Origin of the sequence: Chryseomicrobium excrementi (assembly GCF_002798305.1) — a bacterium.
Lineage (GTDB): Bacteria > Bacillota > Bacilli > Bacillales_A > Planococcaceae > Chryseomicrobium > Chryseomicrobium excrementi.
Map to the genome: position 1 here is coordinate 851115 of NZ_PCGR01000002.1, position 20192 is coordinate 871306.

A 20192-nucleotide genomic window follows, 5' to 3' on the forward strand; every position below is an offset into this window, starting at 1 on the left:
GCCAGCCTAAAGATAGTTTTTAGGCTGGCTTTTTGTTTCACTTTTAAATCTGTAACTCCGCCTAAAAGGAGGAGAAAAGCCAATGGAAAGCACTATTTTTTCACTATTGCCGCCAATCTTGGCAATAGCTATGGTACTCATTACAAGAAGAGTACTGTTATCGCTAGGAGTCGGGATTGTCTCGGCAGCATTATTGTTACACGAATTTGCGCCGGTAGAGTCGGCCAAATCATTATGGACAGCGTTCCAGTTGTCATTCTGGGATGAAGGATTCAATGCGTATAACGTCTTTATTCTTCTATTTATTTTAAGTTTAGGAGTTATCACGGCACTTGTAACGTTATCTGGAGGCAGCAGAGCTTTTGCTGAATGGGCGATGAAGCGAGTAAAGACGCGCCGAGGTGCCAAGTTATTAACTGCATTCATCGGAATCTTGATTTTCATCGATGACTACTTCAATGCTCTTGCAGTAGGCCAGATTGCTCGACCAATCACGGATTCTCATAGAATCTCAAGAGCGAAGCTTGCGTACTTTATTGACTCCACGTCAGCACCTGTTTGTGTAGTCTCTCCTATTTCTAGCTGGGGAGCGTATCTCATCAGTCTTCTTGGAGGGATTTTCACAACGTATGCGATTGTGGCATACACACCGCTTGAAGCCTTTGTATTGATGGCTCCAATGAATTATTATGTAGTAGCTGCACTAGCGGTTGTATTCTTTGTTGCTGCAACTGATTTTGATCTGTTTGCTATGAAGTCTCATGAAAAACGCGCGCTTGAAACAGGGGAGCTATACGATCCTGAGAAGGATGTTGCTGGAGAATTGAAAGAAGAATTCCCGGTACACAATCACGGAAAAGTGACAGATTTAGTGATTCCGATTGTCACGCTTATCGTGGCAACGATTGGGGCCATGCTTGTAACTGGTAATCAGGCAGGTGGTTCATGGAACTTGTTCACGATTTTTGAAAATACAGATGTTCCAAAATCACTTTTAATCGGTGGACTTTCTGGAGTGGCTGTTGCCTTGTTCTTGTATCTCCGCCAGTTTGGTAAAAACCCTGAGGCAGATGCAACTCACATTACAACTGCGTTCATCTCCGGAATTCGTTCGATGATGCCAGCAGTTTTAATCTTAGTGTTTGCTTGGGCATTGACGTATTTGATCTCTGAACTGCAAACGGGAGAATATTTAGCGGGCGTAGTCAATAACAACAACATTCCTGAGTGGATTTTGCCAGCACTATTATTTGTATTGACGGCTGTCATGGCGTTCTCAACTGGAACGTCTTGGGGATCTTTCGGTATTTTGATTCCTATCGGGGCAGATATTGCGATGGCTGTGAATCCTGAACTACTACTTCCTGTTTTATCTGCTGTTTTAGCAGGAGCCGTATTCGGAGATCACTGTTCACCCATCTCAGACACGACCATCATGTCAGCGACAGGAGCAGGTTCGAATCTGTATGATCATGTGACAACACAACTTCCTTATGCCATCATCAGCGCGGTGATTGCAACTATAGGTTATCTGGTATTAGGCTTCACGGGTTCTGCTTGGATCGGCCTTGGTGTTGTGGTTTTATTACTCGTTGTATTATTTGTTTTTTGGACAGCAAAAGAAAAAGCACAAGCGCAAACTGCTTGATTAAATACCAGCCCCCGGGCTGGTATTTTTAGTAGCAGCGTGAATTGTGAGGAAGTCTAAAGTATGATATATTGACATCAGGATAGACAGAAGGATGGAGGCAACCGCAATGACATCTTGTAAACCCACATCGGAGCGCGAGCGCAAACCCGAATGGCTGAAAATCAAACTGAATACGAACGAAGAGTATACAGGTCTTAAGAAACTAATGCGAGAAAACAATTTACATACAGTCTGTGAAGAAGCACGCTGTCCAAACATTCATGAATGCTGGGGGACACGACGTACGGCAACGTTTATGATCCTAGGAGCCGTCTGTACACGTGCATGTCGTTTCTGTGCTGTGAAGACAGGTTTACCTACTGAACTGGATCTTGCCGAGCCAGAACGTGTAGCAGACAGTGTCGTCATTATGAACTTAAAGCATGCTGTAGTGACAGCAGTTGCACGAGATGATTTAAAAGACGGTGGTTCTCAAGTGTTTGCTGAAACGGTACGCGCGATTCGCCGTAAAAATCCATTTACTACGGTAGAAGTGCTTCCATCAGATATGGGAGGCGTAGAAGAAAACCTACGCACTTTGATGGATGCGAAACCAGACATCTTGAACCACAACATTGAGACAGTGCGTCGTTTGACTCCAAGAGTCCGGGCACGTGCCACTTATGATCGGTCACTGGAATTCTTACGTCGCGCTAAAGAGATGCAGCCAGAGATTCCAACGAAGTCCTCTCTAATGTTAGGTCTTGGAGAGACATGGGAAGAGATTATTGAAGTGATGGATGATCTGCGTGCAAACAACGTGGACATCATGACAATTGGACAATACTTGCAACCAACGAAAAAACATTTAAAAGTACAAAAATACTACACACCGCATGAGTTTGGGAAACTACGCAAAATCGCTATGGAAAAAGGCTTCTCTCATTGCGAGGCTGGCCCTCTGGTACGAAGCAGTTATCATGCGGATGAGCAAGTCAATGCAGCAGCGAAACAACGACAAGCGGCGGGTGAAGAAGAACTCGCTTTACAGAAATAGGTGACGCGTTTGACACGTATTCATTTAGATGGCTATCAATATGAAGTGGTCGAAGAGTTCCGAGAAGGATTTAATCAAGAAACTTTAGAAGAACGCTATAGTGATGTTCTCCAAAAGTACGATTACATCTTTGGAGATTGGGGCTATGGTCAGTTACGACTTCGGGGGTTTTATGAAGACAAAAATCCAAAAGCTACTTTCGATACTAAAATCGGAACAATCCATGATTACATTTTAGAGTTTTGTAATTTTGGCTGTGCGTATTTTTTGATCAAAAAGCTTGGTAAAATCCAAGTGCAACCTACACCTCCAGTGGAAGTTGGAGGTGAAGCTGAAGAATTAGCAGTAGAACAGAACGAAGAGAAGGCGGAATAATTCCACCTTCTCTTTTTATTTGTACTTATTCATAAAACGAGTGTCGATTTGATGCTTGATCCGCCAAGCAAGCTTTCCTTTAAAGTGCCAATTGCCATAGAGCAGAAGGCCTTCTCGGTTTCCAATAGAAAGAATGGAGAGTTGCGGTGACTTTGGTTCGTAGACTCGCAACTTTTGGTTCCCAACTAGTGCCTGTAAGTTGTACCAAAGAATAGGGCCTTGCTTGACGGCATGTACTCCGTTTTTGGCAAGGCTCGTTTTGGACGCAGTGAAATGCGCACAGTCACCCGCAGCAAAGATTGTCGGTTCATCTGTGGACTGCAAGGTACTTGTGACATTCAAAAAACCATCTGTCGTGGAAAGGCCACTGTCACGAAATATCGAAAAACTGGAGGCGCCAGTTAACCAAAATAGAGTGGTCGCTTCCAATACATTCCCGTTCTTTGTATGTACAGTTTCATTTTCCATTCGAATTACTTCATCTTCTACCATCAATGATATTCCTGCTTGCTGGACCACTTTGTGGAGTTCGGATTCTGCTCCAGTTCCTTTTAGAAGGGGAGAAGCGCTCACGAGTTGAACAGGAGTCGTCGAACCATTTTTCATCCGCCAGTGCTGTATCGAAAGAGCCATCTCAACAGCTGCGGCCCCGCCTCCAATTATTATGGGATGAGCAGTCGACCGGATTTTATTGATAGTGTCCATCATCTCATGGGTCGGTTTTACTTGTGGAGACACATCTTGAAATGCTTCAGGTATGTCAATCGTAGATCCTATGTCAAATGACACGATGTCATAGCTGTAACTTGTCCCGCTCTTTCCGAAGAGTGTGCGTACGCGCGAGTCCACACGTTCAATCGAATCTTCATAAAATAAAGCTCCTGCTATTCGGCAGAACGGAACGAGAGAGACACGTGTCTGTTCTTCTGAATACAGGCCTTCCGCATACCCTGAGAACATCCCCGAATAATATTGATACTTCGATGCAGAGATGACTACAAGTCTGCAACCCGGAAGAGGTTCTTTTTGCCATGCCTTGATGATATGAAGGTGGGCATGTCCAGCTCCTACTAATACAATCGTCTTCATCAGACACCGTCCTTTAAAATCTTTCTTGCTTCACTCAGTCTTTGAAACGCAGTAAATAATTCTACCGCCAGAAAAACTAGGGTGAGTAAAGTCAAATAACTAGGGAATAGAATCATAAGTGAGAAAAGAATAAATCCTTCAGTTCGTTCTGCAAGGCCCGCTTGATAATAAAACGACTTCATCCCTTTTTTCTCAGTCAAAGCACCGACTGTCAAAAAAATGGTCATCGCCCAGATGATAGAGCACGCTAGTAATAAAAGAGCCCACATCGAGTCTGGATACAAGAACGCTAGTCCGAGAATCACACTGATCTCTACCACTCGGTCATAGCTGATGTCTAGTAATGTACCCCAAGCAGATGATGTCGTCTTTCGAGCCATGGATCCATCGACAGCATCTAAAAATCCAGAGAGCCATAAAACGATTAATGCGAGGAAAGGTTGGCCAAGATAGATAAAGATCCCCGATGTGACACCAATCACGAATGCTATATGAGTTACTTGAGTAGCCGTGAGACCAACTTTTAATAGCGAGGTAGCGGTGCGGTCAATAAACGGATCTACATATTTTCGTGCATGGGTATCAAGCATATTCATCACGCTTTCCAATGGAATTATGGTATAGATTACATTATACACACATTTGACAAGAGAGGTGGTACCTTAGATGACAAAACAAGCAGATTTAGTGATCCTTGGGGCTGGAGCAGCAGGACTGACCGCTGCGTTCACCGGAGCAGGATTTTCAAAAAAAGTGATCTTAATCGACCAAAACAAGCCAGGTGGAGAATGTACATGGTCTGGCTGTATCCCTAGTAAGGCGTTGATTAACCGAGCAAAAGAAATACATCATGTTCGAAAACACGTTCCGGAGCACCGTGCGGATACTGCAAAAATACTTGAAGAAGTTCGCCACGTCATGGAACAAGTTTATGAAAATGAGTCTCCTGAAGTACTCGCAAAAGCGGGAATTGAGTTCATTCAAGGGAGAGCAGAATTTCAAGATGCCCACCATCTTGTTGTGAACGGAGAGACAATTGAAGCCAAAAAGGTCATTATTGCGACAGGTTCAAAACCAGCAGTTCCACCTATTGAAGGATTGAAAGACGTGCCTTATTTGACGAATGAAAACCTCTTTCAGCAAGACGTATTACCAGATTCGCTACTGATTTTAGGGGGAGGTCCTATTGGAAGTGAAATGGCACAGGCTATTGCCCGCCTTGGAACGGAGGTGCACCTTATTGAAAAAGCTCCAGGACTGTTAACTAACGATGAGCCAGAACATGCCGCCATGATCAAAAAGCGTCTAGAAGACGAAGGCGTCACAGTCTACGTCAACACAGAAGCGAAGTCTGTAAAAGAACAGGAAGGGAAAATCTATTTGACTGTCGAAAAAGAAGGAACCACCTTCGAAATCCAGGCAGATAAAATTTTAGTGGCACTTGGACGACAAGCTACGCTAAAAGGGTTTGGTATTGAAAAAACAGGAATCGAATTTGATGCTAAGAAAATCAAAGTGGATGACCATATGGAGACAACCGTAAAAGGCGTCTACGCAATCGGAGACGTAGTTGGACCTTATCAGCTATCTCATATGGCGAATGCTCAAGGAATCACGGCGGCACAAGACGCTATCTTGCCGATCCGTCGGAAAATTGATTATGCGAATGTCACTTGGTGTACTTATACAGATCCAGAGGTCGGACATTCCGGCTTGTCAGAAAAAGAAGCACGGGAGAAGCACGGAGATTCTATCCGTGTATATACGCACTCATTTGACGAGCTTGACCGCGCAAAGACGAAGCCAGAGAACTTAGGTAGTGTGAAGCTCATCTTAGATAAAAAGGGCGATATTTTAGGTGCGAGTGTTATCGGAGACCGGGCAGGTGAAATCATCAGCCAGATTCAAACGATTAAAATGCTCGACATCAATATGGGCAAGATGGCAAGTGTCATCCATCCCTATCCGACATATAGCGAAGTTCTCGTGAAGCTCGGGAAAAAAATTGCAGTCGACAATTTACTGAATAAGCCAATCATCAAACAAGTGACGAAGTGGCGTGAAAAGGAGAGTGACTAAGATGAATTGGAAAGTAGGAGCAGCTCTAACAGGAATTTTACTTACAGGAGGCATGATGAAAATGTGGGCAACCCCTAAAGATTTAGGTGCTGAAAATGGAAAATTGCGCGATTTACCAAGCACTCCAAACGCTGTCTCTTCACAGACTGATAAAGAGTCTGGCTACATTGAACCATTCCCATTCCAAGGTTCAGAAGGTGAATCTATTGCACGTCTCGTTGAGACACTAGATTCTTTTGACGAGATTGAAGTGATGAAGCAAGAACCTCGATATATCCATGCAGTAGCGACTACGAAACTCATGCGCTTTAAAGATGATTTAGAGTTTGCAGTAGTCGAAGGCGAAGAGGTGATCCATGTCCGTTCTGGTTCTCGTATTGGCTATTCTGATGCGGGCGTCAATCGAAAACGACTAGAAAGTATTCGATCGCGCTACTTGGATGAACAAAAATGACACGCTCCAAAAAGCTTGTCATCGGCTTACTGGCCGGATTTCTACTAGTAGCGGTTATTGTGAACAATGTTCCCGCATTTTCTGCAGAAGAACTCTCTGGATGGATTGAATCGTTAGGTCCCTGGGCGCCTGTCCTCTATATCGTGATTTATGCGTTGCGGCCACTCATTTTCTTTCCTGCATCGATTCTAACCTTAACGGGAGGGATTTTGTTTGGAGCTTGGTTTGGGACGCTCTACACTTTAATTGGGGCCACTTTAAGCGCTGTTGTAGGGTACATTATGGCCGAGCGTCTCCGTGCTCTTTGGGGAAAAGCTGTCCCAGGAAAACGCTTGGCAGCTGCTCAACAACAAATGGAGACGAACGGGTTTTTATATGTACTGTGGTTCCGTCTCGTTCCATTTTTAAATTTTGATGTGGTCAGTTATGTGGCTGGAGCCGCAAGAGTCAAATGGGTGGCATATATCACGGCCACGATTTTAGGGATGTTACCAGGGACGATCGCTTATAACTTTTTGGGTGGAAGTTTACTCGATGGAGACTGGCGCGTCATCTCAGCAGCAATCCTTGTCGTTTTACTCTTTACACTGGCTAGTTGGTTATTAAAAAAGCGTATGACGAAACAAGCAGATGGGGGAGGAGATTTATGAAAAAAGTAGTGCTAAACGGAACTCTCGCAGTTCTAGTTATCGCAGGTTGCTCTGAACAAACTGCACAACAGGAAATTGACCTCAATCAAGAATGGTCGACATTCGAAGAACAAGCGAAGGGCACAGAAGTGAACCTGTATATGTGGGGAGGAAGCGATTCCATCAACCAGTATTTTGATAACTGGGTGATTCCTCGAGTCGAAGAGACTTATGACATCACTTTGAACCGAGTTCCGGTGACAGATACTAAAGAAATCTTAACGCAAGTATTGGATGAAAAGACAGCAGGAAAAAACGAAGGCAGTATCGATATTATGTGGATCAACGGAGAAAATTTTAAGACAGCTAAAGATAATGAGTTACTCGGCAAGCCATTCTCGGATAAGCTACCGAATGTGCAAAACTTTGTCGACTTGGAAGTTCCACAGATAGCTTCTGACTTTGGAATTCCAGTTGAAAATTTGCAAGCTCCTTGGGGCACCGCTCAGTTTGTCATGACATACGATGAAGCACGTTCCGATTATCCCAAATCACTTGCTGATTTAGAAGATTGGGTGCAGCAATATCCAGGAAAATTTACATACCCCGCACTGCCTGATTTCACAGGAAGTGCATTTGTCCGTCACGTCATCTATCAAGAAGTAGGCAGTGAGGTGTTCTTTGAAGAAGCTCTTATGGAACGTGAAGAAGTCGAAGAACTCTTAGAACCTGCGTGGACCTATTTAAATGCCATTGAACCTTATTTATGGCGTGAAGGAGAGACCTACCCTGAAAGCCTTGCCCGTCTAGACCAACTGTTTGCGAATGGGGAAGTGGATTTCACGATGGCCTATGATCCTATCAAAGCAGCAGCTGAAGTCCAAAATGGACGTTTCCCAGAAACGACTCGCAATTTTATTTGGGATGAAGGCACGCTTTCAAACACCCATTACTTAGCAATTCCCTATAATTCTCCGAATCCGCAAGGAGCACTAGTTGTAATCAATGAACTCCTATCTGCAGAAGCACAGGCGGCGAAAATGGATCCAGCCAATTGGGGAGATTTGCCTGTCGTGGAGCTAGCCAAACTATCTGAAGAAGAGCAACAGCTGTTTTCTGCAATTGATTTAGGAGAAGCGACGGTACCGATTCGTGAAATGGAACAAAATCGGTTACCAGAAATTCCTTCGATCTACGTAGAATGGATTGAGGAAAGTTGGCTTGAGCATGTGGCGCAGGAATAAGTATGCATTGTTCGTCTTACCTGCATTCCTTCTTACAATTACGCTGTTCTTCGGCGGATTGGCAGACGGATTATTAAAAAGCTTTGGCTATTTTCCGGCAATTGGACAAGATACGCTGCGTCTTTCATTTTATCAACAAGCACTCGCAGAGCGTGCGTTTCAAGACTCTCTTTTTCTGAATTTGCGAGTTGCTCTGTTATCTACTATCTTTGCCAGCATCCTAGGTATCACTCTCGCACTTGTCTTGTATGCTTTTCAACTACGCTCAAAGCGACCTTGGCTACTTCGATTGCTACAACTTCCATTAACAATCCCGCATCTCGCAGCAGGGTACTTTATGGTGTTAGTATTCTCTCAAAGTGGCTTGATGGCTCGACTGGCCTACGCAGTCGGTTGGATCGATGCCCCGGCTGAGTTTCCTGTAATAGTCAATGATGCGTTCGGATGGGGAATGGTAGTCACGTATGCTTGGAAAGAAGCGCCATTTGTCGCTCTCTTACTTTATCCCGTGTTAGCGAGGATCGGTAGTGGTTGGTACGATACGGCTCGAATCTATGGAGCCCGTCCTTGGAACTACATTTCCACAATATTACTTCCAGCCATCCGACCAGCTCTGCTGACGGCAAGTTTGATAGTATTTGTCTACACGTTGACTGCATTTGAAGTACCTTATCTATTAGGTGTGACGTACCCAGCTACTTTACCAGTCTACGCATATCAACTCTATACTAGTGGGAATTTTGAAGACCGCTCGCAAGCACTTGCCATCTTCTGGTTGCTAACCGTGGTGACGCTTCTCTTCGGTTGGATTGCATACCGATTCTATCGTAAAAGCTATGATCGGGGGTGGGAGTGATGCGAAGTCTCCGCGTCCCTTATAGTGTGTTGATCTTACTTTGCTTCCTATTTGTGATCCCATTTATCCCAGCGCTCCTTGCTAGCTTAGGAGGCGTCTGGAGGTTTCCTCTTGTAATTCCAGAAGGCTGGAGTTTTCGAGCTTGGGAAGCTGTGTTTCGAGAAAATTCCGGAACACTTTCAGCGATTTGGACAAGCCTGTGGATTGCACTCTGTGTCACGGTGATCAATGTACTCGTGAGTGTTCCGGCAGCCTATGCACTTGTGCGAGGGAATCTGCGTTATCGTGCCGCAATAGAAGCGATTTTGCTGGCTCCTATTTTTGTTCCCGCTTTAGCAGTTGTTATGGGTATTCATCTGACGTTTCTTCGGCTTGGCCTCACTGAGACAGTTCTCGGTGTGGTTTTGGTTCATCTAGCACCGTCCATGCCGTATGTAATACGAGCAGCCATGATTAGTTTTGAAACGATGAACCGCGAGACAGAACAAGCTGCTCAGCTACTCGGGGCGGGGCCTTGGAGTCGTTTTTTGTTCGTGATACTCCCTCATTTGCGAGCAGGTCTTGTTGCAGGAGTGACACTCAGTATGTTGATTTCGCTCAGTCAGTACAGTGTCACTTTATTGATTGGGGGAGGCCAAGTTGTCACACTTCCCATCTTATTGTTCCCGTACATCAGTGGAGGGGATACGTCGATTGGTTCTGCTTATACACTTGTATTCTCAGCAGTGGCATTGCTCCTCGTAATTAGTCTTGATGTGGCACTGCGTGGGCATTATAAAAAGAAGGGGAGGAGTCGAGTGTGACAGTACTTCGTCTAAAAGAAATTGAAAAAACGTATGACAGCGAATTTACCCTTGCTCCTCTTGAGTTAGTCATTGAAGAAGGAGAGTTCTTCACATTGATTGGACCCTCTGGTTGCGGGAAAACCACGCTGTTAAAAGTGATAGCTGGACTTGTAACTCCTGACAAAGGCACCATCCATCATAAAGGGCAGGACATTACAGAAGTGGTAGCTGAGAGAAGGCATTTTGCGATGATGTTTCAGCAACCGCACCTCTTTCCGCATATGACCGTAGAACAAAACGTAAGCTTTGGGTTACGCATGAACAAAGTGCCGAAAACGGAACGAACTCGGAGAGCGAAAGAAGCACTTCGCCAAGTCGGATTGGAATCGTTCGCAGCCCGCTATCCCAGTGAATTGTCGGGAGGTCAACAACAACGGGTGTCACTAGCAAGAGCACTCGTCGTTGAACCTGAACTGCTTCTTTTAGATGAGCCATTCAGTGCATTAGATCCTCAATTGAAGGATGAGATGCAGCACTTAGTGAAACAGTTGCAAAAACAACTCGGGATTACGACCGTCTGTGTGACCCATGACCAACAGGAAGCTTTTTTACTTGCTGACCGCATGGCTGTCATGAAAGAAGGGAAGATTCTGCAAGTAGGAGCTCCACATACGCTTTACAGTCATCCAGATACTCGAGACGTTGCAAGTTTTCTAGGACATACGAATGTACTTGCTGCTCAAGATGCAGCTGCACTGATTCCACTGACATCTCTAGTTCGAGACAATCAACTCGTCATCATTCCTTCTGAAGCGATTCGTCTCGAGGAAACAGGAACCCTCGGAGTGATAAAACACATTCAACTGCAAAAAGATACAGCGCTAGTAACGGTAGCCCTGTCTAAGTTTGAAGTAGTCGCCAAAGTATGGGCCTCTCGAGCTTCTAACTACAAGCTGGGTGATCAAGTATTTCTAAATGTAGAACCTAATGCTATCCATCTGATTCCAAACTAAAAGCGATGCGGATTTCCGCATCGCTTGTTTGTTAGTTTAATAGTTCACGTAAATAGTCACGCAATTCTTCAGCTTCCTCTGCATTGCGGTTAAACGCGTGCTCAAGATAGCCTTCTTCTTCCACGTCATCTGCTCCGATGATTGCCATCCGATTAAACTGGATGTCCATCACCAATACTTTTCCGAAGAAACGCGTGCTCTGAAGGATAGCCAAATCATAGCGCTGGGTTTCTCCAGTAAAGCTAACAAACCGTGTTTTCGTGTCTTCTACGTCATCATATAAATAAAAGCGTTCCATGCTCTTCACCTCTAGTTCTAGTCAGCTCTATGGTACTATAGAGAGGAGACGTATTCAACTGAATGAAACAGGAGGAAGTTCTATGTACTTTGTAGATCGAAAGCGAATTGAAGTGATTGCCAGCCATTTAGAAGAGCTATTGGCTGTTTATGAAAATAAGCAACAGTGGGAACCGTACCCGGAAAGTCATTTGATTCTAGAGCGCGTCACCGGTTCCGTTATTGAATCTATTTTGGATATTGGGAATGCGATGATTGACGGCTTTATCATGCGTGATCCTGGAAGCTATGACGACATCATCGATATTTTGGTTGATGAAAAAGTGGTCACTGCTGATATGGATAAGGGTCTGAAAGAAATAGTTGGTCTTCGAAAACAAGTGGTCCGTGAATACTATGCAGTAGACCGTGACAACGTGGTAAAAGTATTCGATGCAAACTTGTCTGTCATTCGTGCTTTTCCTGGCCAAGTTCGCAAATATTTAGTCAATGAATTGGGGCCAGTGTCAGCTTTCTTGCCGGAGGATTCCAATGTTCAGCTATAAGACTGTGTGCTTCGACTTAGATGGCACTGTGTATAAGGGAGTCGAGCCGATTCCGGAAGCAGTCGCTTTCATCAAGTACTTGAAATCTCAAGGAATTGAACCATTCTATATCACCAACAACGCCTCCATGACGCGAACGCAGCTGAAAGAAAAGTTGGCAGCGTTCGGTGTGGTAACAACTGAAAGTCATATTTACACGTCTGGTATGGCGGCAGCCCATTTCGTTAAACGCGACTATCCTGATGCAACGGTCTATGTTATTGGCACACAAGCACTTCGTGACGAATTGTCTTCTGTAGGGCTGACTTTGGTCGATGAAGGTGCAGATGCAGTTGTGATGGGTATCGATAAAGATATCAATTATACGAAGCTCGCGCAGGCTTGTCTGGAAGTTCGAGCAGGAGCCACTCTCATTGCGACGAATCCTGACCACGCATTTCCTTCGCACCAAGGATTTCTACCTGGTAACGGAGCGTTTGTAAGACTCGTGGAGTATTCAACGGAGACACCGGCCATCTTCTGCGGGAAGCCATCTCCTATCATGTTGGAGCTGATTCAACAGCAGACGGGATGTACTAAAGAAGAGATGGTCTTGATTGGAGACAATATGAAGACGGATCTGCAGGCAGGAGTCGACTTTGGAATCGCGACGATTCATGTCAACTCGGGCGTAGATAGACCAGAAACAATCCGAGCGAGCGGTATGAACATCACTCGGTTTGTTGAGACGGCAGCAGACTTAATGCAGTAAAAAAAGCAGGACGCGACGTGGCGCTCTGCTTTTGTTAAAATAATGGGTTTTCTTCTATATAAGCATAAATATTATCGACAAGCTCTTGAGGTGTCTCGCCTCGGACGATATCCCCGTTCACTACGGCAAAGAGCGTATCTGCACAAATAGTACAATTGCTCGTGCAGCCATATTCTAAAACATCCAGGTTCGGATCTTTCTCCAGCTGCTCGAAAGCTTCTTGAGCACCGTTTACGATATTACTAATGCAAAATTCCACCATGGGATTCATCGTGTTCACCTCGCTACAAGTTGATGCTACTGCATTTCTACGAAGTCGTCAATTGTTGTGACTTATTGTGAAATGTCTCACAATCATTTATACTAAATGAGACAATGCATGCAGAGGAGTTTTCATATGCAAAAATTAGTACTGCTCGGAGGCGGCTATGGGAACATGCGTATTCTACTGCGCTTATTACCTAACAGTTTGCCATCAGATGTAGAAATCACATTGATTGACCGCACATCATTTCACAGCTTAAAAACAGAATTTTACGCGCTAGCTGCAGGGACCGTTTCAGATCACGATGTTCGCGTTAGTTTCCCGGTCAGCGAAAAGCTTCACATTAAATATGGTGAAGTGGTTGAAATCGACACGGAAAACAAAGAAGTGTTACTTGAAGGTGGAGAAGCTGTTAAGTATGACGATTTAGTTGTCGGACTTGGCTGTGAAGACAAGTATCACGGCGTTCCTGGTGCAGATGAGTTCACGATGAGTATTCAGACCATCGGAAAATCTCGTCAAACTTACAGCACACTTGGCGACCTTCCATCAAATTCAGTTGTGGGAATCGTCGGTGCCGGATTAAGTGGCATCGAGCTTGCGAGTGAGCTTCGTGAATCGCGTCCCGATCTTCGTATCAAACTGTTTGACCGCAGTCCACGTATTTTACGTGACTTCCCAGAACGTTTAAGTAACTACGTGAAAAAGTGGTTCGACGAAAACGACGTAGAAGTGATCAGCAACTCTAATATCACCAAAGTCGAAAAAAACATGCTGTACAACCACGATGACACCATCCCAGTCGATGCGGTCGTCTGGACTGCTGGAATTCAGCCAGTAGCACCAGTTCGTGCACTACCAGGTGAAAAGGATTCAACTGGTCGCGTTATTTTGTCACCTCACCACCATCTACCATTAGATGAACATATTTATGTAGTTGGTGACTGTGCATCTCTTCCGTTCGCACCAAGCGCTCAGCTGGCTGAAGAACAGGCGGAGCAGATCGTACAAGTCTTGAAAGCAAAGTGGAACGGCGAAACGCTACCTGTGAAGTTGCCGGACATCAAGCTAAAGGGCTTCATGGGTTCATTAGGGAAGAAGCAAGGATTTGCGTACTTGGCTGATATGTCGGTTACAGGACGTATTGCGCGCCTCATGAAATCAGGCCTTCTATGGTATTACAAAAAACATAACGGATAAACGAAAAGAGCTGACAGTGCATCCGCACAATCAGCTCTCTTTTTTATTCTGACGTCACATACCCATACTGCTCAAGAGCCGCATACACTGGCTTCAACTGAATATAACCTTCTCCGATTACTTCATCTTCAATCGTCACTAAAGGATAAAACAGCTCATCATTTTGAATCTGCTCAATAAAGTCTGCATCGATATCAGACTCGCTCGGTTGCTCGATGTCCACATAGCGGAATTGAATCTGGTGCGCATCAAACTTTCGACCAATCGCAGCCTCCAGCCATTCATAGGTATCTTTAGAAGAAGGTGCATTTACACAGCTTGCGCAGATGATGTCTGCCCCGTACACAGTCAACGTGATCTCTTTCATATTCCCAGCCCCTCTAGATTCTTTATTGGATTTTTTTGTTCTATCCAATTATAATAGGGATAGTGAAAGGAGTCGAAAGAAATGACTGATACGATGAATGAACAAGTTCAAGAAGTACTCGATAAATTACGCCCATTCCTACTACGCGATGGTGGGGATTGTGAATTAGTAGATGTTGAAGACGGTATCGTGAAATTACGTCTCCTTGGTGCCTGCGGGACGTGCCCAAGTTCAACGATCACTTTAAAAGCTGGTATTGAACGCGCTCTACTAGAAGAAGTACCAGGCGTTGTAGAAGTTGAACAAGTATTCTAATTCACGTTAAAAGACAAGGCACCGGCCTTGTCTTTTTGTTTCATTTGAACAGAAAGGTGGGAGACGAACATGACACACGTAGTGGATCTGACGGAAGCAGCGGCTTTCCGTATTAAAGAAATGATGGAACACAACGAAGAACAGGGGGCTTTCCTTCGTGTTTCTGTAAACGGTGGAGGATGTAGTGGACTTTCTTATGGAATGAGCTTCACTCATGATAAAGAGGCTGCCGACCGAGAAGACTTGCAGCATGACATTCCAATTGTTGTGGCTGAAGAAGATGCTCCGATTCTAATGGGCACAAAGATTGATTACAAACAATCGCTCATGGGTGGAGGCTTCACCATCGATAATCCAAACGCTATTGCCAACTGTGGATGCGGTTCATCATTCCGCACTGCCACAAAGCAAGGAACACCTGAGAACTGTTAACACGAAACCTGTCGAGATTCGGCAGGTTTTTTCTATGAGTTTTCTCATTATTGAAAACGTTTAATTCGAAACAACTATTCATTGAACTTCTATACTAAAAGGGCTAATATAGAAGGTAAGTGTTTGCATCCGTCAAGGGGCAAATGGGTGAAAATATAATTAAAAGGTGGTAGCGGTACCATGAACAGAGCTAAGATTCTCATTCTAGGGGCAGGCTATGGCGGACTTTCAACTGCCGTAAATCTACAAAAGAAATTAAATGCAAACGATGCAGATATTACATTGATCAACAAGAACGACTATCACTACGAGTCGACTTGGTTGCATGAGGCAGCAGCAGGAACTTTGTCTCCTGAAGACGTACGTTACGATATCAAGAATGTCATCAATGGTGACAAAATTCAATTCGTACAAGCAGCAGTTACAGGAATTGATGTAAACGCGCGCAAAGTAACAACAGATAAAGGGGAGCATACGTATGATTACCTCGTTATCGGTCTTGGCTTTGAAGGCGAGACGTTCGGTATCGAAGGTCTAGATAAATATGCACTTTCTATTGCTAACGTTGGCGCAGCTCGCCAAATCCGTGAGCACATCGAATACCAATTCGCAATGTGGTCTCAAGACGAAGTCAAAGACGACAGCCGTCTGACTATCGTTGTAGGTGGAGCAGGATTCACAGGAATCGAGTTCTTGGGTGAACTAGGAAATCGTATTCCAGAACTTTGCAAAGAGTTTGATGTGCCTCAAGAAAAAGTTCGCGTACTTTGTGTAGAGGCAGCTCCAATGGTCCTTCCTGGTTTTGATCCAGAACTAGTTGACTATGCAGTGCGTCACTTAGAGTCAAAAGGCATCGAGTTCTCAATCGGAACTCCTGTTGTTCAAGCGACTCCAGAAGGCGTAAAAATTAAAAAAGGTGAAGAAGAATTCGACTTCATCAAAGCCGGTACTGTTGTATGGGCAGCTGGTGTCCGTGGTAACCGTCTAATCGAAACTTCAGGTATCGAAAACATGCGTGCTCGTGTTAAAGTTGACAAAGATATGCGTGCACCTGGATTCCCAGATGTCTTCATCGTTGGAGATTGCGCTTTAATGATCAATGAAGAAGTGAATCGTCCATACCCACCAACAGCCCAAATTGCAATGCAACAAGCTGAAACAGTTGCAGACAACTTGATCGCGTTGATGAACAATGAAGACACACACGAATTCGTTCCAAAATTAAAAGGTTCTGTATGTTCTCTTGGTGAACACGATGCAATCGGAGACGTGATGGGTCGTAAGATCACAGGAACGAAAGCATCTATCATGAAGAAAATCATCGATAATCGTGCTCTATACATGATTGGTGGCGCACCACTAGTTATGAAAAAAGGAAAATTCAACTTACTATAAGTTGCTATCAGACAGTTGCCAATAGGCAGCTGTCTTTTTTTTTCGTTATACTAGAATCAGTAAAGGGGGAATACGATGTCACGTAAAGAGAGAGGCAATGTCTGGCTTGGGGTAGCAGGAATTGTCATTAATACTAAAGGGGAATGGTTGGTCGTCCAGAAGCGCTACGGTGGACTGAACGGAAAGTGGTCATTACCGGCGGGATTTGTTGAAGGGACGGAAACTGTTGATCAAGCAGTGCTTCGTGAAATCAAAGAAGAGACGGGCATTGATGCACAAGTGATTCAACTCATTGGATTTCGTAGTGGAGTCATTAAAGAAAAGATTAGTGACAACATGGCAATTTTCTTTTTGCGTCCAGTCGACCCTGAACAAGTGCCAGACCCACAGCTTGATGAACTCTATGAAGCGAAATGGATGACACCTCAACAACTTTTAGAAGACGAAAGAACAACTTCCATGATTAAAGTATTTCTAAAAGTGAATCAAGAAGCAGGGTTCGAGACACGTGAAGGATTAGACCCAGGTCCCGTGTTCGGATATAGCAGTTACAAATTATTTACGGCTTCTGAACACGAAGATTGACACATTTTCGCAACATTTAAATGGAATATTCAAAAAACTCCGTTGAATCTGTTTACACGTTTTTGCATATATGATATATTATCAGAAAATTAAAACTTAAAACAAGGGAGTTTTTCATATGACACAATTCAAAAAACCAGCTAATCCATCACATTGCCCATATTGCAAAGGAAACGGATATTTCCAATTACGACTTGGTGGATCTGAAACATGTACAGTATGCCAAGGCTCAGGGAAGAAGTAATCCAATTTTGACAATCAGGTGAATGAAGGTTGCCTACATTGAAAAGCCCGTTCTCTTCGAGTACACTTAAACAAGATGACACGGAGGGAAAATCATGGACTTTTCATTACCGCAACTGATTATATCAGCCTTGCTTTTTATTGTGATGTTTTTTGGAATTGGCTTCTTACTCAATATGCTTTTACGGATGACCTGGTTTATGGCTATCGTCTATCCGATTGTAGTGATTTTCATCATTGATGATATAGGGTTCTTTGATTATTTCACAGAGCCGGTAGCGTCCTTTACGGCACTAGTCACAAAGATCACCAATTTGCATGTTGCAGATTATGTGATTTTAGGTGGCGGTCTTGTTGGAGCTATCATTGCAGGCTTAGTCAGCCGCTATCTACGTAAGAACGGCTATCAAATGTTCTAAACTAAAAACCGGGGTGCCAAAATTGGCATCCCGGTTTTTTATAGGATCAATGTATAAATAAGAATTGAAATAACAATCCCCGTCAGCGCCCCCATAAACACCTCAATCGGCTTATGTCCGAGTAACGTCTTCAACTCTTGAATCTTCTCTTCTTCCTTCTTCTGTGGCCAATCTTTCGTATGTTCAAAGAAATTATGAAGATCCGCTCGCAACTGATTGATAATGATGGCTTGTTGGCCTGCTTGGAATCTTACCCCTGTCGCATCAAACATCACGATCACTGCAAAGATAGCAGAGACGCCAAACATCGTAGAGTCCAAACCTTCCTCAAATGCTACTGCCGTTGTTAAAGCAGTAACAGCAGCCGAATGGGAACTTGGCATGCCTCCGGTAGAAGTGAAAAGAGCGAAATCTACTTTTTTAGAAAACAAAAAATGAATAGGGATTTTCACGAACTGAGCAAAGAAAATAGCAAATAAGGCTGCCCATAATGGGACGTTTTGAAAGAGTTCCATACGCCTTCGCTCCTTTTCAACAGTGTATAGTTGTAGTATAGCACAGGAAAATTGGCGATAGCCAAATAGAATCGGTATAATAGAAAACGAATACACAAAGGAGGAATGGTTTGTGATTATTTTAACAAATGAAGTAAATTTACAAGAGATTCAATACGAAACGTTAGTAGTAGGTCTTAGCACACATCTTGAACAAGTGGAAGGCTGGGATGCATTTACGGCTACTTTCGGTCCTCAAATTACGGAACTGATTCGCTCTAAAGATCTATCAACGAATGAAAAAGAAATCACTACGTTCCATGTCACAACAGATTCCTCTGTAAAACGTATCCTATTCGCAGGGATTGGGAACCGTAAAAAGCTGACAGAAGACACGTTGCGTCAATTATTCGGTCGCGTCGGAAAGACACTTCAGAAGAAAGGCTACTCGGATGTGTCTGTCTTGCTTCCATCTTTCGTGAACGAAGAGATTTCCGAACAAGATGTAGCTTTCTTAGCTGGCGAAGGCTTAGGAATGGGTACTTATCAAATCCTAGATTATAAAACGACAGCTCATGATACAGATTATGACTTAGCTGCTGTGGAACTTCTTTCTCAAGCAGATGAGCAAGAGATCGTTTCGTATTTTGAAGTGGGTCTGATCTACTCAGAAGCAGTAAATGAAGCTCGCACACTTGTTAACATGCCAGGAAACATCCTAACGGCAACAGAGCTCGGTGAATACGCGCGCGAGCTTGGAGAAGAGTTTGGATTCGAGACACACATCTTAGGTAAAGAAGAGATCGAAGAACTCGGTATGGGAGCATTACTTGCAGTCAACCAAGGTTCTACTGAAGAGCCTCGCCTGATCGTGTTAAAGCATCAAGTGACGGATAAGTGGGAAGATCCAATCGCGTTAGTAGGTAAGGGCATCACGTTTGATACAGGTGGGTACTCATTAAAACCTAAAGACGGTATCGTCGGTATGAAAGGCGACATGGGTGGAGCTGCAGCTGTTCTAGGAGCTATGCGTATCATTGGAGAAACAAAGCCGAACAAGAACGTCATCGCAGTTATCGCTTCTACTGACAACATGGTCTCAGGAAACGCTTTTAAACCAGATGATGTCATCACATCGATGAGCGGAAAGACAATTGAAATCTTGAACACCGATGCAGAAGGACGTTTAGTACTTGCGGATGCTGTCACGTATGCAAAACAACAAGGGGCTACTGCTATCGTAGACGTAGCGACGTTAACTGGTGGTGTCATCGTCGCATTAGGGATGGACAAGACTGGTGCTCTAACAAATGATGAGGCCTTGTTTGAAGAGTTCATGGAAGCATCTATGGAAACAGGTGAATTTGTGTGGCGCTTACCACTTACAGAAAGTGATAAGAAGCGTATTCGAAAAAGCGACGTCGCTGATTTGAATAACTCACCTGGGCGTGATGGCCATATGATCTTTGGTGGAGGATTTGTAGGAGAGTTTGCTGAAAATACACCGTGGATTCACTTAGATATCGCAGGTTCTTCGGGAACATCAAGTGAGCATGATCTAGGACCTAAAGGCGGGACGGGTGTCATGGTTCGTACACTAGCTACCTTTATTGAGCGCTTAGCTGAACAAGAATAAGCTTTGCCGACACTCAAATAGCATACAAAAAGAGCAG

Annotated in this window: 26 protein-coding genes; 20 read left to right on the forward strand and 6 right to left on the reverse strand. The window is 44.1% G+C overall.

The window, feature by feature from the left end:
* The first annotated feature begins 82 nt into the window (after positions 1–82).
* The 3 genes from CQS04_RS08770 to CQS04_RS08780 all read left to right on the forward strand — a co-directional run bounded on the left by CQS04_RS08770 (position 83) and on the right by CQS04_RS08780 (position 3062).
* On the forward strand, positions 83–1648 hold the full coding sequence (locus tag CQS04_RS08770; protein ID WP_100353764.1) for a Na+/H+ antiporter NhaC family protein: 1566 nt from the start codon (positions 83–85) through the stop codon (positions 1646–1648).
* A gap of 109 nt (positions 1649–1757) precedes the next feature.
* Positions 1758–2687: a lipoyl synthase gene (gene lipA / locus CQS04_RS08775; RefSeq protein WP_100353765.1), complete on the forward strand. Its 930-nt coding sequence runs from the start codon at positions 1758–1760 to the stop codon at positions 2685–2687.
* Entirely contained in the window at positions 2688–3062 is a 375-nt protein-coding gene (locus CQS04_RS08780; protein ID WP_245858784.1) for a YutD family protein, read from the forward strand.
* Between the two features lie 15 nt (positions 3063–3077).
* Here the strand turns inward: CQS04_RS08780 and CQS04_RS08785 are convergent, their stop codons facing one another.
* Positions 3078–4151, reverse strand: coding sequence for an FAD-dependent oxidoreductase (locus tag CQS04_RS08785; RefSeq protein ID WP_100353766.1), 1074 nt, complete (start codon positions 4149–4151; stop codon positions 3078–3080).
* Positions 4151–4741, reverse strand: coding sequence for a CDP-alcohol phosphatidyltransferase family protein (locus CQS04_RS08790; protein ID WP_100353836.1), 591 nt, complete (start codon positions 4739–4741; stop codon positions 4151–4153). The genes CQS04_RS08785 and CQS04_RS08790 overlap by 1 nt, the downstream gene beginning before the upstream one ends.
* A gap of 76 nt (positions 4742–4817) precedes the next feature.
* Here CQS04_RS08790 and CQS04_RS08795 point away from each other — a divergent pair, with 76 nt between their 5' ends.
* The 7 genes from CQS04_RS08795 to CQS04_RS08820 are packed head-to-tail and all read left to right on the forward strand — an operon-like array spanning position 4818 to position 11211.
* The gene (locus tag CQS04_RS08795; RefSeq protein ID WP_245858785.1) at positions 4818–6230 is read left to right on the forward strand and encodes a dihydrolipoyl dehydrogenase family protein; all 1413 of its coding nucleotides are present in this window, start codon (positions 4818–4820) and stop codon (positions 6228–6230) included.
* A gap of 1 nt (position 6231) precedes the next feature.
* A complete protein-coding gene (locus CQS04_RS13935) occupies positions 6232–6684 on the forward strand; it encodes a DUF1499 domain-containing protein (protein WP_245858786.1) in 453 nt (150 codons plus the stop codon).
* Positions 6681–7334 (forward strand): TVP38/TMEM64 family protein, encoded by a 654-nt coding sequence (locus CQS04_RS08800; RefSeq protein WP_100353767.1) that lies wholly within the window; start codon positions 6681–6683, stop codon positions 7332–7334. Before CQS04_RS13935 ends, CQS04_RS08800 begins: the two co-directional genes overlap by 4 nt.
* Positions 7331–8557 carry an ABC transporter substrate-binding protein gene (locus CQS04_RS08805; protein WP_100353768.1) on the forward strand — a complete coding sequence of 409 codons (1227 nt, stop codon included), beginning with the start codon at positions 7331–7333 and terminating at the stop codon, positions 8555–8557. Before CQS04_RS08800 ends, CQS04_RS08805 begins: the two co-directional genes overlap by 4 nt.
* Positions 8541–9413 carry an ABC transporter permease gene (locus CQS04_RS08810; RefSeq protein ID WP_100353769.1) on the forward strand — a complete coding sequence of 291 codons (873 nt, stop codon included), beginning with the start codon at positions 8541–8543 and terminating at the stop codon, positions 9411–9413. The genes CQS04_RS08805 and CQS04_RS08810 overlap by 17 nt, the downstream gene beginning before the upstream one ends.
* Complete coding sequence (locus tag CQS04_RS08815; RefSeq protein ID WP_100353770.1) at positions 9413–10216, forward strand: ABC transporter permease; 804 nt, start codon at positions 9413–9415, stop codon at positions 10214–10216. The genes CQS04_RS08810 and CQS04_RS08815 overlap by 1 nt, the downstream gene beginning before the upstream one ends.
* A complete protein-coding gene (locus CQS04_RS08820; RefSeq protein WP_100353771.1) occupies positions 10213–11211 on the forward strand; it encodes an ABC transporter ATP-binding protein in 999 nt (332 codons plus the stop codon). The genes CQS04_RS08815 and CQS04_RS08820 overlap by 4 nt, the downstream gene beginning before the upstream one ends.
* A gap of 31 nt (positions 11212–11242) precedes the next feature.
* Here CQS04_RS08820 and CQS04_RS08825 read toward each other — a convergent pair whose 3' ends face one another.
* Positions 11243–11509 carry a DUF3055 domain-containing protein gene (locus tag CQS04_RS08825; RefSeq protein WP_100353772.1) on the reverse strand — a complete coding sequence of 89 codons (267 nt, stop codon included), beginning with the start codon at positions 11507–11509 and terminating at the stop codon, positions 11243–11245.
* Positions 11510–11591: 82 nt separating this feature from the next.
* On the opposite strand from CQS04_RS08825, the gene CQS04_RS08830 reads away from it, so the two are divergent.
* Positions 11592–12053 (forward strand): DUF86 domain-containing protein, encoded by a 462-nt coding sequence (locus tag CQS04_RS08830; RefSeq protein WP_100353773.1) that lies wholly within the window; start codon positions 11592–11594, stop codon positions 12051–12053.
* Complete coding sequence (locus tag CQS04_RS08835) at positions 12040–12804, forward strand: HAD-IIA family hydrolase (RefSeq protein WP_100353774.1); 765 nt, start codon at positions 12040–12042, stop codon at positions 12802–12804. Before CQS04_RS08830 ends, CQS04_RS08835 begins: the two co-directional genes overlap by 14 nt.
* A 34-nt stretch (positions 12805–12838) precedes the next feature.
* On the opposite strand, the gene CQS04_RS08840 is transcribed toward CQS04_RS08835, so the two are convergent.
* Complete coding sequence (locus CQS04_RS08840; RefSeq protein WP_094944374.1) at positions 12839–13075, reverse strand: YuzB family protein; 237 nt, start codon at positions 13073–13075, stop codon at positions 12839–12841.
* 126 nt (positions 13076–13201) lie between these two features.
* On the opposite strand from CQS04_RS08840, the gene CQS04_RS08845 reads away from it, so the two are divergent.
* Positions 13202–14269 carry an NAD(P)/FAD-dependent oxidoreductase gene (locus tag CQS04_RS08845; RefSeq protein ID WP_100353775.1) on the forward strand — a complete coding sequence of 356 codons (1068 nt, stop codon included), beginning with the start codon at positions 13202–13204 and terminating at the stop codon, positions 14267–14269.
* A 43-nt stretch (positions 14270–14312) separates the two neighbouring features.
* On the opposite strand, the gene CQS04_RS08850 is transcribed toward CQS04_RS08845, so the two are convergent.
* Positions 14313–14636, reverse strand: a complete 324-nt coding sequence (locus CQS04_RS08850; protein WP_100353776.1) for a YuzD family protein — start codon at positions 14634–14636, stop codon at positions 14313–14315.
* Positions 14637–14717: 81 nt separating this feature from the next.
* On the opposite strand from CQS04_RS08850, the gene CQS04_RS08855 reads away from it, so the two are divergent.
* From CQS04_RS08855 to CQS04_RS08875, 6 genes are all read left to right on the forward strand, one after another.
* Positions 14718–14951: a NifU family protein gene (locus CQS04_RS08855; RefSeq protein WP_100353777.1), complete on the forward strand. Its 234-nt coding sequence runs from the start codon at positions 14718–14720 to the stop codon at positions 14949–14951.
* A 69-nt stretch (positions 14952–15020) separates the two neighbouring features.
* A complete protein-coding gene (locus tag CQS04_RS08860; protein WP_100353778.1) occupies positions 15021–15383 on the forward strand; it encodes a HesB/IscA family protein in 363 nt (120 codons plus the stop codon).
* Between the two features lie 180 nt (positions 15384–15563).
* Positions 15564–16778: an NAD(P)/FAD-dependent oxidoreductase gene (locus CQS04_RS08865; RefSeq protein WP_100353779.1), complete on the forward strand. Its 1215-nt coding sequence runs from the start codon at positions 15564–15566 to the stop codon at positions 16776–16778.
* A gap of 75 nt (positions 16779–16853) precedes the next feature.
* A complete protein-coding gene (locus CQS04_RS08870) occupies positions 16854–17363 on the forward strand; it encodes an NUDIX domain-containing protein (RefSeq protein ID WP_100353780.1) in 510 nt (169 codons plus the stop codon).
* 118 nt (positions 17364–17481) lie between these two features.
* Positions 17482–17607: a YuiA family protein gene (locus tag CQS04_RS13800; protein ID WP_165775503.1), complete on the forward strand. Its 126-nt coding sequence runs from the start codon at positions 17482–17484 to the stop codon at positions 17605–17607.
* 94 nt (positions 17608–17701) lie between these two features.
* The gene (locus CQS04_RS08875) at positions 17702–18025 is read left to right on the forward strand and encodes a YuiB family protein (protein WP_094944388.1); all 324 of its coding nucleotides are present in this window, start codon (positions 17702–17704) and stop codon (positions 18023–18025) included.
* 38 nt (positions 18026–18063) lie between these two features.
* On the opposite strand, the gene CQS04_RS08880 is transcribed toward CQS04_RS08875, so the two are convergent.
* Positions 18064–18540 (reverse strand): divergent PAP2 family protein, encoded by a 477-nt coding sequence (locus CQS04_RS08880; protein ID WP_100353781.1) that lies wholly within the window; start codon positions 18538–18540, stop codon positions 18064–18066.
* A gap of 112 nt (positions 18541–18652) precedes the next feature.
* On the opposite strand from CQS04_RS08880, the gene CQS04_RS08885 reads away from it, so the two are divergent.
* Positions 18653–20155, forward strand: coding sequence for a leucyl aminopeptidase (locus CQS04_RS08885; RefSeq protein WP_425430237.1), 1503 nt, complete (start codon positions 18653–18655; stop codon positions 20153–20155).
* The last annotated feature ends 37 nt before the right edge of the window (positions 20156–20192 follow it).